The sequence below is a fragment of the Glutamicibacter sp. V16R2B1 genome (assembly GCF_005774635.1).
GTDB classification, from domain to species: Bacteria; Actinomycetota; Actinomycetes; order Actinomycetales; family Micrococcaceae; genus Glutamicibacter; species Glutamicibacter creatinolyticus.
Window position 1 is genome coordinate 106,494 of sequence record NZ_VATX01000001.1, and the last position, 15,420, is coordinate 121,913.

Genomic DNA, 15,420 nt, shown 5'->3' on the forward strand with positions numbered 1-15,420 from the left:
AGTCTGGTTCATCGCTCGTTCAACTTTGATGGCGACTTGGCCGGGGAATCATGAGTCGGGTCGGAGTTCAGGGAACCTGAGGTGCCGCTCTCTGTAGGATCCATAGCATGGGACTGCTCGCTTTCGCTGAGTATCGCCTCTGCAGCTGAAGTCACTTCACCCTTGACGGGAGTCTTGCTGCTCAGTGGGAGTCCGCGTCGGAACGCTTGGAAGTAAGCAATAACGGTCTCATCCTCAGAGTGTTTAGTCATCAGGCTGACAACAATCAGCAGCGTCCCAGATGCCAGAAGGCCGGGCGCGATTTCGTGGAGTCCAAATGGCGTACCTGCTATTCGCCATGCCAAGGAAACTACCAGCGCCCCAATGGTGCTGGCCATGACGCCCGCCTTGGTCGCGCGCTTCCAAAACATGGCAGCGAGCACCGGTGCTACGAGAGCCGAGGCAGTGAAAGACAGTGCGACCTGGTAAATGCCGATTACGTCCTTCACCCAAAGAGCTATCACGAGCCCGAGCACCGCCATGAAAGCTACGGATAGCCTGGAGACCTTCAAGATCTGAGCGTCGCCAGCCTTAGGGTTGACCCAACCCTCGTAGATGTCCTTGGAGACGTTGATTGCGCCGCTGAGCAGGAATGAAGTCGCACCGGTCAAGAGTGCGGCAAGCAAGGAGACCATGAGTAGGCCGCCGATAGAGCCAGGGAACAGCTGCGCGATGAACGAGGTGTAGATCGCGTCTGGATCAGTTCCCTCCGGGAAGACCTGTACCGCAGTGATCCCGATGAAAATTGCGACGAGACCGATCAATGCGGAAATAACAAAACCGATCACGACACCCGAAATCCCGACTTTTGTGGATTTTGCAGCCGTCAAGCGCTGCCAGGTGGTCTGCCAGACTATGTAGAAGGGCCCGAAAACCAAGAACCAGTTCATCAGTTCTATGCCGCCGATGCTACCGAAACTGAGCAATTTTTCCGGGGCTTCGCGCACGACGACTGATGGACCGCCAGCGTATGAAACACCGACTACGAGAGTGATGACGACACCCGCCAATATGACGATGGTCTGGATCGCGTCGGTCCACGCGACACTGGGCATACCACCGATGAGGGTGAACACGAGGGTCACGGCAAAGCCGATAATGATTCCCCAGAATGCGGGCAGGTCAGTGATGGAGCTCAAAATTGAACTCATGCCGACAAGCTGCATGCCGAACGTTGGAGTCATGTAGAGGAAACCGATGATCAGCGCAGGGATCAGCGCGGCGAGCTTACCGAAACGCCGAGCGAACAGCTCGGGGATGGTGTACAGGCGAAGTTTTCGGATCACCGGGCCAAGCGCGAGCATCGCTACCACAGTAAAAAGCATCATGCTGATGCTTGTGATGAAGTAAGAGACTCCCATCTCGAACCCTTTACCCGAGCCGCCAATCAGCGCTGCTGAACCCGTAACTGTCGCGATAACAGAGCCGCAGATTGGGAAGAAGCCAAGCTTGAAGTCCGCCATCGCATAGTCGTCGGCTGTCTTTACCGTCTTTGAAGATCTGATGCTGACAGCGAATAGGAGGACCAAAAAACCTATGATCCATACTAGGTACCAGTTCAAGGTCGTACCGCCGTTCTAAATGGGTCGAAACTTTTCAAATATGTGCACCTGGTACATAAGCCCTTTAGAGCTACTGAGGTCTTGAGCCTTTTGGAGTGCTTTACACTCCTGACCTCAGGTGTGCTTTACATCACCATTACTGGGTTTTGAATTGATGCAAAGAGCCAGTCAGGAGGGCTTTTTTGGGGGCCAGTAAGTCCCAGCGATGGAAAACCGGCCTGCTCTGTAAGTCAATTTCGGGTGGAAGCCAACGGGAAAGGCGGGATGGGTTTAAAGATCAAATCTCGTTTTCACTTGGGAATTGGGGCGCAAGTTTAACTCCAAAGGATGATCCGCCCGGGGTGGGGCCATTGATAATCTCGGGTACATGAGTATCCCCGCACTGAGCATCAGATCGCTGGCCAAGCAGTTTGGCCCCAAGGTGGCGGTCAACGACGTCAGCCTGGACGTCCCGGCCGGTTCCTTCTTTGGCCTGGTCGGCCCGAACGGCGCCGGCAAGACCACCATGCTGTCCATGGCCACCGGGCTGCTGCGCCCTGATGCCGGCAGCGCGGCCGTGCACGGGGTGGACGTATGGGCCCAACCGCGCGAGGCGAAGTCGATGATGGGGGTGCTGGCCGACGGGGTGCGCCAATTCGACCGGCTCACCGGACGCCAGCTGGTCACCTACTCGGGGCTGCTGCGCGGGATGGAGCGCGAGGAGGTCACCACCCGCACCGAGGACCTGCTGCGGGTCATGGATCTGGTCAATGACGGGGACAAGCTGGTGGTGGACTACTCCGCGGGGATGACCAAGAAGATCTCGCTGGCCACCGCGATGATCCACTCTCCGAAGCTGCTGGTGCTCGATGAGCCCTTCGAGGCGGTGGACCCGGTCTCGGCGGCAAACATCCGGGACATCCTGAACGAGTACGTGAAGTTCGGCGGCACCGTGATCGTCTCCTCCCACGTGATGGACCTGGTGCAGCGCATGTGCTCGCACGTGGCCGTGATCGCCGACGGGGTGCTGCGCGCCTCGGGCACCGTGGATGAGGTGCGCGGCGGGATGAGCCTGGAGGAGCGCTTCGTGGACCTGGTCGGCGGACGGGCACAGGGCGGAGGGCTGTCGTGGTTGCGCACATCCTCAAACTAAAGCTGACCCTGCTGCGCAACGGTTTCCGGCGCAGCACCTGGCAGCTGGTCGGGGTGATCATCGGTACGCTCTACGCCCTGGGCGTGGTGGCGATGCTGATCCTGGCCGCCTGGTTCTCCGCGGACCTGCAGTGGCTGAGCTACATTTCCATCCTGGCCAGCTCGCTGGTGGTGATCGGCTGGGCGATTGTCCCGCCGCTACTGACCGGCGTGGACCTGACCCTGGAGCCGCAGCGCTTCGTGCACTTCGGCATTGAGCCCAAGACGCTGGGCCGGGCGCTGGTGCTGGCCGGGTTCGTCTCCATCCCGGCGCTGATCACGGTGTTGGCGATGGCCGGGTTCAGCGTGCTGTGGCGCCTGGATCCGGGCGTGCTGCTGCTGGCGCTGGTGGCGAACCTGGGCACCGCGGTGCTGGCGGTGCTCGGCTGCCAGTACCTGACCATCCAGGCCACCGCGCTGCGCTCCAAGCGCCGCTTCCGCGAGGCCACGTTCCTGATCTTCTTCCTGCTGCTGGTGAGCCTGGGGCCGATCATCGGGATGCTCACCGAGGCGGCGACCAGCGCCCTTGACTGGATCGACCCGGTCGCCACGGTGTTGGCCTACACCCCGTTCGGCACCCTGGGCGCGGTCGCCCCGGCTGCCGCCGAGGGCGCGTGGTTGGCCGCGATCGGCCACCTGCTCTACGGCCTGGTGTGCCTGGCGGTGCTCTACTGGCTGCTGCTGCGGGCCACCGCGAACGCCGTGGTCACCGCGCCGGCCCCGCAACGCGCGGCCTCGGCCAAGGGGCTGGGCCCCTTCAAGTGGATGCCGTCCACCCCGTGGGGTGCGGTCGCCGCCCGGGCGCTGGTGTATTGGCTGAAGGACCCGCGCTACGCGATTGGCGTGCTGATGGTCCCGGTGCTGCCGGTGATCTTCTACTTCGCCGGCTCGCAGTCCGGCAGCTACGCGATGATGTTCCTGCTCGGCCCGATCTTCGGGATCCTGATGGGCTTTTCCATCTCCGCCGACGTCTCCTACGACAACACCGCGTTCTCCCTGCACGTGCTCACCGGGGTGCGGGGCCGCGATGACCGGATCGGGCGCATGCTCGCCTGCCTGCTGGTGGGCCTGGTGCCGGTGCTGCTCGGGGCGATTCTGCCCGGCGCGCTGACCAGCCAGTACTGGCGCATCCCGGCCGATGTGGGCCTCTCGCTCGGTGCGCTGCTGGTGGCCCTGGCGATCTCCTCGGTGGTCTCGGCCCGCTACACCTACGCGGTCCCCCTGCCGGGGGAGAACCCGATGAAGACCCCGCCGGGCAACGGGGTGCGCGTGGCGCTGACCCAGCTGCTGACCTTTGGCGGGATGGGGCTGCTCTTGCTGCCGCTGGTGATCCCGTACCTGTTTGCGATCTTCGGCCGTATCCAGCCGCTGGGTTGGGTGACCCTGGCCGGCGCATTCGTCTACGGCGGGATCCTGCTGTTGATCGGTGTGCGGGTGGGCGGCAAGTGGATGGATGCCCGCCTGCCGGAGCTGATGCAGGCGGTGCTGCTGAACAAGTAGCGGCCTCGACGGCCATGGCGCCCCACCCAAGCCCCGGTGTGCCGGTGCTGGATCACCTCCAGCACCCGGCTACCGGGGCTTTGCCATGTCCGCAACCCCCTGCCGGTGCCCGGAACTTCACACGGTGTTCAAAGCCATCCGCGGTGCGCGGCAAGTCGGCAGGTCAGCCCGGTAATCGAGCGGATTTCCGGGGCTGCGGCGGGCTGGTTGGGCGTGCTGTGGGGGCTTGGGTGGAGCGCGAAAAGTACTAGACTGGATGCCATGGTTGAAGAGTCACAAGAAACCCGCGGCGGAACAGCAACAATCGAGCGGACCGAGACGCAGCAGAACGTTGAGGCCGGCGATCACGAGCGCTTCGCACACTATGTGCGCAAGGAAAAGATCATGGAATCGGCCCTGTCCGGGGAACCGGTGATCGCCCTGTGCGGCAAGGTCTGGACTCCCGGCCGTGACCCCAAGAAGTTCCCGGTCTGCCCGGAGTGCAAGGAAATCTACGAATCCATGCAGGGCGACTAACCGACCCTGCCTTCACGCCCGGCAGCCGCACGGCTGCTGGGCATAGATTCGTGGTCCGCGCCGGGAGAGGATAGATGACCGACACACTTTTCGACATTGGTGACAAGCTTCCGCTGGAAGACAAGCTGCCGGTGGCATATCCGGAACGCGCGGCCTGGGGCACCGGGCCGAAGCTGCGTGCCTGGCAGGCCGAGGCGCTTGCCCTCTACTTCGACACCGAACCCAAGGACTTCCTGGCGGTGGCGACCCCCGGTGCCGGTAAGACCACGTTCGCACTGCGCCTGGCCAAGGTGCTGGTGGACTCCAAGAAGATCAACCGGATGATCGTGGTCGCGCCCACCGACCACCTGAAGAAGCAGTGGGCCGACGCGGCCGGCCGTGTCGGGCTGGCGCTGGACCCGAACTACAAGAACTCCGATGGCCGCCATGGCGATCACTACCTCGGGGTCGTGGTCACCTACGCACAGGTCGCCCAGAAGCCGGCCGTGCACCGGGCCAAGACCGAGGACGCGCGCACCTTGGTGATCATGGACGAGGTCCACCACGCCGGTGACGCGCTGTCCTGGGGCGATGGTATCCGCGAGGCCTTCGAACCGGCCACCCGCCGGCTGGCGCTGACCGGCACCCCGTTCCGTTCGGACACCGCCCCGATCCCGTTCGTGCAGTACACCGACGAGGGGGATGGGATCCGCCGCTCCAAGGCCGACTACACCTACGGCTACGGCAACGCGCTGACCGACCACGTGGTGCGCCCGGTGCTGTTCATGGCCTACTCGGGCAACATGCGCTGGCGCACCGCCGCCGGCGAGGAAATGGAGGCCCAGCTCGGTGCCGGGGCCACCAAGGACATCACCGCCCACGCCTGGCGCACGGCGCTGGACCCGGCGGGGGACTGGATCCCCTCGGTGCTGCGCGCCGCCGACCGCCGCCTGTCCGAGGTACGGCGCACCGTGAAGGACGCCGGCGGGCTGGTGATCGCCACCGACATCGATGACGCCAAGGCCTACGCCCAGCAGCTGGAGGCAATCTGCGGGCAGAAGGTCACCACGATCCTCTCCGATGACCCTACCGCCTCGCAGAAGATCGATGAGTTCTCCGAAGGAGATTCACGCTGGATGGTGGCGGTGCGCATGGTGTCCGAGGGCGTGGACGTGCCCCGGCTGTGCGTGGGCGTGTACGCCACCTCGACCTCGACCCCGCTGTTCTTCGCCCAGGCTGTCGGCCGCTTCGTGCGAAGCCGCAAGCGCGGTGAAGTGGCCAGCGTGTTCCTGCCCTCCGTGCCGATCCTGATGGCTCTGGCCAACGAGATGGAGGTCGAACGCGACCACGCGCTGGACCGCGAAGGCTCCAAGGTGGAGGACGGGCTGGATGACGCGGCCCTGGAGGAAGCCAACCGTGAGGAGAAGGCCAGCGACGAGCTGGTGCGCAACAAGTTTGAGGCGCTGAACTCCCAGGCCTCATTCGATCGCGTGCTCTTTGACGGCGGCGAGTTCGGCACCGGCGCGGACATTGGCAGCGATGAGGAGCTCGGCTTCCTGGGGATCCCCGGGCTGCTGGAGCCCGAACAGGTCTCGGCGCTGCTGCGCGAACAGCAGAGCAAGCAGATCAAGGGCGGGGCCTCCAAACCCGCCCCGGTTTCCGACCACCGCCAGCTGATGGACCTGCGCAGCCAGCTGTCCAAGAACGTTTCGGCGTGGGCGGCGCGCACCGGCACCCCGCACGCGCAGATCCACACGAAGCTGCGCAGCGTGTGCGGTGGACCGGCCGTGCCGCAGGCCAACGCGGACCAGCTGCGCGCCCGCATTGAGAAGCTGCAGGACTGGTTCGTCGGGCGCAAGTAGCCAGCGGTGACCGCAGTCCCGGTAGGAGCGGGACGCCGCACCCAAACCAGAGAGGAAGAGGCCGCCACGGCGGCCTCTTCCTCTTTGTCAATGCCCGTGTTCCGACCCGGTTTCTAGCCCAGGGTCAGGACGGTGACCCCTGATTCACGCAGTTCGCTGTAAAGGCTTGGCAGGTTCTCGGGGGAGACCGCCGCGGTCAGCGGGGTGATCACGGTGGTGGCGAAGCCGGCCTTGGCCGCATCCAGCGCGGTGGCGCGCACGCAGTGGTCGGTGGCGATACCCACCACGTCCACTGCGGTCACCTGCCGCTGCTTCAGCCAGTCCTCCAGCAGCGGACCGGATTCGTCCTCCAGGTCCGCGGCCGGATTCAGCAGCCGGGCCTCGAAGCCCGAATAGCCATCCGAATACCGGCCCTTGGCGAAGTGGCCGTCCACCTCCAGGTCGGCGATCTGCGGATGCAGGGCCGCGCCGGGTGTTCCGGCCACGCAGTGCACCGGCCAGGTATCCACATAGTTCGGGTTCTTAGAGAAATGCCGGCCCGGATCGATATGCCAGTCCTGGGTGGTGGCGACCGCGGTGTAGGAGTCGCGGCGTTCGGCCACATCCGCGGCAATGGCCGAGGCAACGGCATTGCCGCCCTGCACGCCCAGCGGGCCGCCTTCGCAGAAGTCCGGTTGTACGTCAATGATCAGCAGTGCGCGGGACATAGTGCTTCCTATTCATTCACGAGGATCGTGGGGATCACCGGTTCACCGCGCTGCAGTTTGCGGGCGATGCCTGGCATCTCCTGGATCGAGGCGTGGTGCCGCTGGCGGGCCAGCTGCACGCCGGAGGCTGAGACATACTTTTCGTCAATCTCACCATGCGTGACCAGCGGGACGGTTAGCAAGCGTTCCGGGCCTTCGGTGGTGTGTTCACCCAGTACAACGATCTCGTTGACCGCACGGTTCCGCTCATTGAGCTGGCGCACGCCGCTCTTGCGTCCGCCGGTGCTGGCCTTGTTGGTGGCGGCCTTGGCCACCGGGATCCATTCGCCGGAGGTGTCCTGACGGGCCACCAGCTTGTAGACCATGGAGGCGGTGGGGTGCCCGGAACCGGTGACCAGTGCGGTGCCCACCCCGTAGGAGTCCACCGGGGCGCTGGCCAGGGCGGCGATCGCGTACTCGTCCAGGTCGCTGGTGACGGTGATCTTGGTGTTCCAGTTGCCCAGGTCATCGAGCAGCTCGCGCACCCAGGTGGCCTGCTGGACCAGGTCCCCGGAGTCCAGCCGGACCGCACCCAGTTCGGCGCCGGCGACCTCCACCGCGGTGCGCACGCCCTGCTCGACGTCGTAGGTGTCCACCAGCAACGTGGTGTCCACGCCCAGGGCATCGACCTGTGCCTGGAACGCCTCGCGTTCGCTTTCATGCAGCAGTGTGAAGGAGTGGGCGCTGGTGCCCACGGTCGGGATGTCGTAGCGGGCCCCGGCCTCCAGGTTGGAGGTGGAGTCGAACCCGGCGATGGCGGCGGCGCGGGCCGCGGCCACGGCGGCCTCCTCGTGGGTGCGCCGCGAGCCCATCTCAATGCAGGGGCGCTCGCCGGCGGCGGCGATCATGCGAGAGGCGGCGGAGGCGATGGCCGAATCGTGGTTCAGCGTGGAGAGCACGAAGGTCTCGATGACGCAGGCCTCGGCGAACGTGGACTCCACGGTCAGCAGCGGCGAGTTCGGGAAATAGAGCTCACCTTCGGCGTAGCCGGTGATGTTGCCGGTGAACTTGAAGTTCTCCAGGTAGTCCAGGGTCTCCTTGTTCACGACCTTGTTGTCGGACAGGAACTTCAGCTGTTCGTCCTCGAAGCGGAAGTTCGCCAGCCCCTCCAGCAGCCGGCCGGTGCCGGCGACCACTCCGTAGCGACGTCCATCCGGCAGGCGGCGGGCGAAGGCCTCGAACACGCTGGGACGGTGCGCGGCCCCGGACGCCAGTGAGGCCTGCAGCATGGTCAGCTCATAGTGGTCGGTAAAGAGGCTGGTGAGCATGCGGTGCTCCTGTGTAGTCGGGGACAAACCAAGACTTACTGTATCCCGCTTCAAACCGTGGTGAGACATCATGCCGCAGCCTGGTTCGGGCGAGTCCCGGATGCGCCGGCGCATTGCCCTGCACTGGATCCGCCTGCGTCGGTTCCGTTGCCGGGTTCCAGCACGAGAGGCACAGAAATCGGAGTTGATTGGGCCAGCACCAGCGCCTTTGGGGCTGGGGTCGACCCAGGGACGGCGGAGCCGTAGAGCCTGCTGTTCGGGCTTGAAGTCGCCATGTCGCGCTGGTATTTTCAGCAAAAAGCGGGGTTCGGATGATGCGGACCGGTGAAGCGGCCGGGACTTGTACTCGGTGCGCCCCTCCGGCGCGGGCACCAACCGTGCGGGTCCGGCATCTCAGGGGCACCCCTGAGGCGATCGACAACGAGAAACGAGTGGCAAGCGTGTACGAATCTGGCACCGGTGAAGGCTCCCTGTCACAGGACGCACTCCTTGGAAATGCGAAGGGTGCACCGCTGCTGGCCACGGAGCGCCGGGAGGTCAACGGTGCCCACAGTTTCTCCCGGGCCGCGCAGCGCGTGGTGGACTACCTGAACCACCACACCCCGTTGACGGATTGGTCGGTCTCGCGGATCACCGACGGGTACCAGGTGCACCTGCACGTTCACCATGATCACCTGATCAATGTGGGGGACCGGATGGACTGGGGTGAAACCTTTTGTCGGCGCATGGCGGCGGGCGCCGCGCACGTGGTTCCCGACGCGAAGACCCACCCGCAGTACGCGGATTTGCCGGTTGCCCGCAAGATCGGGGCGTATGCCGGCTATACGATCGGTGATGACAATGGACAGCCCTTCGGCGTGCTGTGCGGGGTGCGCAGCCAACCGCTGGAGGCTGACGAGTCCGTGGACGAGGAACTGCTCAAGGTCTTCAGTGACCTGCTTTCCTCCCAGCTGGAACTCTCCCGCGGCTTCGACCGGGACCGGCGGGCCCTGGAAATCGCGAAGGCACAGGCGCACCGCGATGCCCTGACCGACTTGCTGAACCGTCGCGGCTGGGACGCGATTCTTGCCGACGCCCAGGCACGGGTCAACGCCTTTGGGGATCTGGTCGCCGTGGCCGTACTCGACATTGACGGATTGAAGGCCCTGAACGATTCGCAGGGTCACACGGCGGGGGATCAGTTGATCCAACGCGCGGCCCGGGCGCTGCGCGACGCCTCCTCGCGCTCCCACCGGATTGCGCGCTACGGGGGAGATGAGTTTGTCATCCTGGCCAACGGGATTCCTTCCGCGCGGCTGGAGCAGCATTTCGCCGTGTTCCGCCAGGCTTTGGAAACGGCGGGGGTTGCGGCGTCGCTTGGCTACGCCGCCTCGGTGCCCGGGGATTGCTCGGTGCAGCAGGCATTCATGGAAGCCGACCGGCAAATGTACCTGGACAAGCAGCGCCGCCGGGCCCGATAACCCACGCACCCATCCCGCCGATGCGTTCGCACCAGCGCACTGGATCAGGGTTGTTGTCACCGCGAGCCCGGGAAGCGCGATAAGGGCGTAAAATGGTGGGCATGACCGTCATGCCCGATATCTTCGAAGAGATTAGTGAGCAGGTTCTCCACGATAAGAAGTGGCGCCTGATCGTGTGGAACGATCCGGTGAACCTGATGAGCTATGTCAGCTATGTCTTCCGCAGCCATTTTGGCTTTACCGCAGAGAAGGCTGAGAAGCTGATGATGCAGGTGCACCACGATGGCTTTTCGGTGATCCTGAACGGGTCGCGCGAGAAGATCGAGGGGCACGTGCAGGCGATGCACGGATATGGCCTGAACGCCACCATGTCCCAGGAGGCCTAACTTCGTGGCCAAGGCCTTCAAGCGCACCGCCCGCGGCATTGCCGGTGCCCTGCACGAACCGGAACGCAAGCTGCTGCGCGAACTGTTCGACGACGTGATCTCCCTGCTGGAGGAACGCGACGAGATCCACCAGGTAGACCCGAGCGAGGAACTGGATCCGCTCTACGCACTGACCGGGATGAGCCCGGACCGCGGACCGCTGCCCGAACCCTCCGACCCGGCCGTGGCCCGTCTGCTGCCGGTGGCCAGCGATGACCCCGAGGTGGCCAACGACTTCCGCCGCTTTGGCGAACACGACCTGATCCTGTCCAAGATCGGGCGGCTGCGCGAGGCGAAGTTCCTGATGGAAAACACCCGGATCGTGCTCGATGACGCCGCCGCCTCCCGCTTCGCCCAGGCCCTGAACGATGTACGCCTGGTGCTCTCCGAACGACTGGGGATCCGCGATGAAGAGGACTCGGCGCGGATCGCGCGGATCGATGATGCGCGCAAGGTCAAGAACCCAGACGACTACATGGCGCTGATGTACAACCTGATTTCCTGGATCCAGGACACGGTGATGCGCGCGCTGCTGGATGCGGAGTACTAACTTTCATGCCCTCCTTCTTCACCACCGGCCCGCAGAGCTCCCCGGATGCCAACACCCCAATCGGGATCTTCGACTCCGGGGTGGGCGGGCTGACCGTGGCCCGCGCGGTGATTGACCAGTTGCCCGGTGAATCCCTGATCTATGTGGGGGACACCAAGAATTCCCCGTACGGTCCGCTGCCCATCGCCCAGGTGCGCGCCAACGCGCTGGGCGTCATGGACGAATTGGTTGAGTCCGGCGTGAAGCTGCTGGTGATCGCCTGCAACTCGGCCTCCTCCGCGGTGCTGCGCGACGCCCGCGAACGCTACACTGCCCAGTACGGCATCCCGGTGGTGGAAGTCATCCAGCCGGCGGTGCGCCGCGCCGTGGCCGCCACCAAGAACGGGAAGATCGGGCTGATCGGCACCCAGGCGACCGTCGGTTCACGGGCCTACGAGGACGCGTTCGCCGCCGCCCCGAACCTGCAGATCACCTCCGTGGCCTGCCCGCGGTTCGTGGAGTTCGTGGAATCCGGCATCACCGCCGGGCCCGAGCTGCTGGAAATTGCCGAGCAGTACCTGGCCCCGCTGCAGGCCGCCGGGGTGGACACCCTGATCCTGGGATGCACCCACTACCCGCTGCTGACCGGCGTGATCTCCTATGTCATGGGTGATTCGGTCTCCCTGGTCTCCAGTGCGGAGGAAACCGCGAAGGACACCTTCCGGGCACTGACCAGCCACGGGCTGCTGCGCAACGACGCTGATCAAGCGCGTCACGAATTCCTTGCCACCGGCAACGCTGATAGTTTTGGTGTACTGGCGCGACGTTTCCTGGGTCCGGAAGTGCTCACGGTACGTCATGTCGAAAACGTAGCAGCCCACTATCCGACCGGTTCGATTGCCCGCATTACCCCGCAGATGATCGCAGCGTCGAAAAGCGAGTGAGACATGAAGCTGACCATCATCGGGTGCACCGGCTCCTTTCCCGGTCCCGGATCTCCGGCCTCCTGTTACCTGGTCACCGCCTTTGACGGCACCCGGGACTGGAAGATCCTGCTCGATCTTGGGTCCGGCGCCCTGGGGGTGCTGCAGCGCTACACCGACATCAAGGATATTGACGGGATCGCGATCTCGCACCTGCACCCGGACCACTGCATGGACCTGTGCGGACTGCATGTGGCCATCCGATGGGACCCCAATGGCTGGAACCGCGAGAAGATGCTGGTCTGGGGACCGGAAGCCACTGCGGAGCGGATCGAAACCGCCTACGGGCTGCCCGAGGGCGACACCATGCACCAGGACTATGACTTTAATATCTGGCAGGAACTGCAGCCGGTGAACATCGGTCCGTTCACCATCACCCCCTACCCGGTGCGCCACCCGATCGAGGAAGCCTACGCGCTGCGCGTGGAGGCGCACGAGCCGGGCCCGGACGGGGAGATCCTGACCAGCGTGCTGACCTACTCGGGGGACACCGACACCTGCGACGGGCTGGTTGAGGCCGCCCGCGGGGCGGACATGTTCCTGTGCGAGGCCGCTTTCGAGGAAGGCCGGGATGACGCGATCGACGGGGTGCACCTGACCGGCAAGCGGGCCGGGCAGATGGCCACCGACGCCGAGGTCGAGCGGCTGCTGCTGACCCACATCCCGGTGTGGACCTCCATCAACAAAGTCGTGGACGAAGCGAAGGAAACCTACAGCGGCGGGATTGCCGTGGCCGTCTCCGGGGTGACCTACGGGGTCTACTCCGGCAGTCAGCTGGGCACCCCGAAGTCGTTGCCCACCGCACCGGTTTCCATCATCCGCCCATCCAAGGTGCGCGCCTGGAAGGGGACGCGGGCCATCCGCAAAAAATAGCGGCCCCGGCGGTGAACCGGGACCTTGAAGGGAAGGGACGAGCCTCATGAGCACCGTCAATCTCGGAAAACAACACCCGGACCTGTACAAGAGCATGCTCGCGTTCAGCCAGCAGGCCGACGCCGCGGTCGCCGCCAGCGGCCTGGATCCCAAACTGGGGGAACTGGTCAAAATCCGGGTCTCACAGATCAACGGCTGCGCCTTCTGCCTGCGCATGCACACCCGTGATGCCATCAAGCTGGGGGAGAGCAGCGACCGGCTGGCCGTGGTGGCCGCCTGGTGGGAATCCCAGTACTTCAGCGACATTGAATTCGCCGCCCTGGCCCTGGCCGAGGAAGTCACCGAACTGCCGGTGCCCGCCCGCGGCAGCTGGGACACGGGAGTGCTCAGCGAGGAGCAGGTCTCGGCAATCAGCTGGCTGGCCGTGGTAATGAACGGCTGGAACCGCATCGCCATCCGCAGCCACTACCCGGTCGCGCCCTAGCTGCGCACGTAGGCAGGAACCCAGCATGAATGATGCGGAAGAACGCGTACGCGAAATCGCCAACCAGGTCCCTGCCGGGGAAGTCATCAGCTATGGACAGATCGGCAGGATCGCCGGGCTGAACCCGCGGATGGTGGGCCGGATCGTTGCGCGGATCTCCGAGTCCATTCCGTGGTGGCGGGTGGTGCGTGCCGACGGCACCCCGCCCGCCTGCCACGGCGGCACCGCGGGGGCATTGCTGGAACAAGAGCACATTCCCTTCAGGAACGGGAAGATCGACTGGGCGCGGCTGGAGGGGCGTGAAACCGGTAGACCGGAAGCGGCCCTGCCACCGGGCAACAAGGAGGCAGCGCAGTAGGCTTCGCTCCACGGGGCCGGCTGCATGGTCCCCGGGGTCGTGTTGCCCAGATGACGGGCTGCCCCGGCAATCCGTCATACCCGTGCCACTTGGGTGTTTCGCGCCCGCCCACAGCGTTCTGTCAGTGGGTGGGGTGTGGTTTCGTTAGGATGGAACCATGACTTTACGTGCTGACGGCCGCAGTGCCGCGCAACTTCGAGACATCACCATCACCCGCGGCTGGTCCGCACAGGCCGAAGGCTCTGCGCTGATCGAGTTCGGCGAAACCCGTGTTCTGTGCACCGCCTCCTTCACCGAAGGGGTGCCGCGCTGGCTCAAGGGCCAGGGCACCGGCTGGGTGACCGCCGAATACGCGATGCTGCCTCGAGCCACCAATACCCGTAACTCCCGTGAATCGGTCAGGGGCAAGCTTTCGGGCCGCACCCATGAAATCTCCCGGCTGATCGGCCGCTCCCTGCGTGCCATCATCGACACCGGCGCCCTGGGCGAAAACACCATCGTGCTGGACTGCGACGTGCTGCAGGCCGACGGCGGCACCCGCACCGCCGCCATCACCGGCGCCTACGTCGCCCTGGCCGAGGCCATTGAATGGGCCCGGCGTGAAGGCATCATCGCCAAGAACACCAAGGTGCTCACCGACTCGGTCGCCGCGATCTCCGTGGGCATCATCGACGGCACCCCGATGCTGGACCTGCCGTACGAGGAAGACGTGCGCGCCGAAACCGACATGAACGTCGTGGTCACCGGTTCCGGTGACTTCGTTGAGGTGCAGGGCACCGCCGAAGGCGTGCCGTTCAAGCGAGCCGAACTGGACGCCCTGCTGGACCTGGCCCTGATCGGCACCACCGAGCTGGCCCAGATCCAGGCCGACACCCTGAAGGTGAACGCGTGAGCGCCCCGGTGCTGGTGCTGGCCAGCTCCAACCAGGGCAAGCTGCGCGAACTGCGGGAGCTGCTGCGTGGCAAGATCGAGGGCCTGGATGTGGATACCCAGGTCATTGACGCCGCGACCGCCGGTGCCGGCGACGTGGTCGAGGATGCGGTGACCTTCCAGGGCAACGCCCTGAAGAAGGCCCGCGAGATTGCCGCGGCCACCGGGCTGGTGGCGCTGGCCGATGACTCGGGCATCTCCGTGGACGTGCTGGGCGGGGCGCCGGGGATCTTCTCGGCCCGCTGGTCCGGACGCCACGGCGATGACGAGGCGAACATCGACCTGCTGTTGGCCCAGTTGGGCGACATTGCCGATGAGCATCGTTCGGCCGCGTTCGTCTGCGCCGCCGCCGTAGCCACCCCGGACGGCACCGCGCACGTGGAGCTGGGAACCATGCCGGGCAAGCTGCGCACCGAACGCAGCGGAAGCAACGGCTTTGGCTACGACCCGATCTTCGAGCCTTCCGGCTCGGGCCGCTCACTGGCGGAGTTCTCCGCGGAGGAGAAGAACGCGGTCTCGCACCGCGCCAAGGCGTTCGAGGCCCTGCTGCCGCAGATCATCGAGAAGGTCAACGAGGTACTGTCCCAGCGCTGACGCCCCACGGCGCGGTCGCTGCTGACCCTAAGCCCGGTGCCAGCCGGGGAACCTGAATCGTTGTTCCCCTGGCGGTGCCGGGTTTTTTCCTGCCTGGAATCGGTCACACAGAGGAGAGGAAAAGGTCGGGGTCACCAGCACG

16 protein-coding genes are annotated in these 15,420 nt (G+C 65.0%); 13 read left to right on the forward strand and 3 right to left on the reverse strand.

All coding sequences use genetic code 11. From position 1 onward, the window contains the following. Nucleotides 1-8: 8 nt before the first annotated feature. Entirely contained in the window at nt 9-1,502 is a 1,494-nt protein-coding gene (locus FDN03_RS00485) for a sodium:solute symporter family protein (protein WP_212743846.1), read from the reverse strand. Nucleotides 1,503-1,968: 466 nt separating this feature from the next. Here FDN03_RS00485 and FDN03_RS00490 point away from each other — a divergent pair, with 466 nt between their 5' ends. The 4 genes from FDN03_RS00490 (at nt 1,969) to FDN03_RS00505 (ending at nt 6,628) form a co-directional block, all read left to right on the forward strand. Further along, the gene (locus FDN03_RS00490) at nt 1,969-2,733 is read left to right on the forward strand and encodes an ABC transporter ATP-binding protein (RefSeq protein WP_138173052.1); all 765 of its coding nucleotides are present in this window, start codon (nt 1,969-1,971) and stop codon (nt 2,731-2,733) included. Further along, nucleotides 2,709-4,271: a transporter gene (locus FDN03_RS00495; RefSeq protein ID WP_138173054.1), complete on the forward strand. Its 1,563-nt coding sequence runs from the start codon at nt 2,709-2,711 to the stop codon at nt 4,269-4,271. Before FDN03_RS00490 ends, FDN03_RS00495 begins: the two co-directional genes overlap by 25 nt. 261 nt (nt 4,272-4,532) lie before the next feature. Beyond that, nucleotides 4,533-4,787, forward strand: coding sequence for a DUF3039 domain-containing protein (locus FDN03_RS00500; RefSeq protein WP_054821750.1), 255 nt, complete (start codon nt 4,533-4,535; stop codon nt 4,785-4,787). A 74-nt stretch (nt 4,788-4,861) separates the two neighbouring features. Then, complete coding sequence (locus tag FDN03_RS00505; RefSeq protein ID WP_138173056.1) at nt 4,862-6,628, forward strand: DEAD/DEAH box helicase; 1,767 nt, start codon at nt 4,862-4,864, stop codon at nt 6,626-6,628. Nucleotides 6,629-6,741: 113 nt separating this feature from the next. Here FDN03_RS00505 and FDN03_RS00510 read toward each other — a convergent pair whose 3' ends face one another. Together FDN03_RS00510 and FDN03_RS00515 are read right to left on the reverse strand one after the other, a co-directional pair. Further along, on the reverse strand, nt 6,742-7,335 hold the full coding sequence (locus FDN03_RS00510; protein ID WP_138173058.1) for an isochorismatase family protein: 594 nt from the start codon (nt 7,333-7,335) through the stop codon (nt 6,742-6,744). Between the two features lie 8 nt (nt 7,336-7,343). Next, on the reverse strand, nt 7,344-8,669 hold the full coding sequence (locus tag FDN03_RS00515; RefSeq protein ID WP_281283958.1) for a nicotinate phosphoribosyltransferase: 1,326 nt from the start codon (nt 8,667-8,669) through the stop codon (nt 7,344-7,346). 413 nt (nt 8,670-9,082) lie between these two features. On the opposite strand from FDN03_RS00515, the gene FDN03_RS00520 reads away from it, so the two are divergent. The 9 genes from FDN03_RS00520 (at nt 9,083) to rdgB (ending at nt 15,278) form a co-directional block, all read left to right on the forward strand. Then, the gene (locus FDN03_RS00520; protein ID WP_171021074.1) at nt 9,083-10,102 is read left to right on the forward strand and encodes a sensor domain-containing diguanylate cyclase; all 1,020 of its coding nucleotides are present in this window, start codon (nt 9,083-9,085) and stop codon (nt 10,100-10,102) included. A gap of 110 nt (nt 10,103-10,212) precedes the next feature. Continuing rightward, nucleotides 10,213-10,488 (forward strand): ATP-dependent Clp protease adapter ClpS, encoded by a 276-nt coding sequence (clpS, locus tag FDN03_RS00525; protein WP_249354138.1) that lies wholly within the window; start codon nt 10,213-10,215, stop codon nt 10,486-10,488. A 4-nt stretch (nt 10,489-10,492) separates the two neighbouring features. Beyond that, complete coding sequence (locus FDN03_RS00530) at nt 10,493-11,077, forward strand: DUF2017 domain-containing protein (protein ID WP_138173062.1); 585 nt, start codon at nt 10,493-10,495, stop codon at nt 11,075-11,077. 5 nt (nt 11,078-11,082) lie between these two features. Beyond that, nucleotides 11,083-12,000, forward strand: a complete 918-nt coding sequence (gene murI, locus FDN03_RS00535) for a glutamate racemase (protein ID WP_138173064.1) — start codon at nt 11,083-11,085, stop codon at nt 11,998-12,000. A 3-nt stretch (nt 12,001-12,003) separates the two neighbouring features. Then, complete coding sequence (locus FDN03_RS00540; protein ID WP_138173066.1) at nt 12,004-12,912, forward strand: MBL fold metallo-hydrolase; 909 nt, start codon at nt 12,004-12,006, stop codon at nt 12,910-12,912. 46 nt (nt 12,913-12,958) lie between these two features. Then, complete coding sequence (locus tag FDN03_RS00545; protein WP_138173068.1) at nt 12,959-13,396, forward strand: carboxymuconolactone decarboxylase family protein; 438 nt, start codon at nt 12,959-12,961, stop codon at nt 13,394-13,396. Between the two features lie 25 nt (nt 13,397-13,421). Next, entirely contained in the window at nt 13,422-13,754 is a 333-nt protein-coding gene (locus FDN03_RS00550) for an MGMT family protein (RefSeq protein ID WP_138173070.1), read from the forward strand. A 157-nt stretch (nt 13,755-13,911) separates the two neighbouring features. Continuing rightward, nucleotides 13,912-14,646: a ribonuclease PH gene (gene rph / locus FDN03_RS00555; protein ID WP_138173072.1), complete on the forward strand. Its 735-nt coding sequence runs from the start codon at nt 13,912-13,914 to the stop codon at nt 14,644-14,646. Then, nucleotides 14,643-15,278, forward strand: a complete 636-nt coding sequence (gene rdgB, locus FDN03_RS00560; RefSeq protein ID WP_138173074.1) for an RdgB/HAM1 family non-canonical purine NTP pyrophosphatase — start codon at nt 14,643-14,645, stop codon at nt 15,276-15,278. The genes rph and rdgB overlap by 4 nt, the downstream gene beginning before the upstream one ends. Nucleotides 15,279-15,420: the final 142 nt, after the last annotated feature.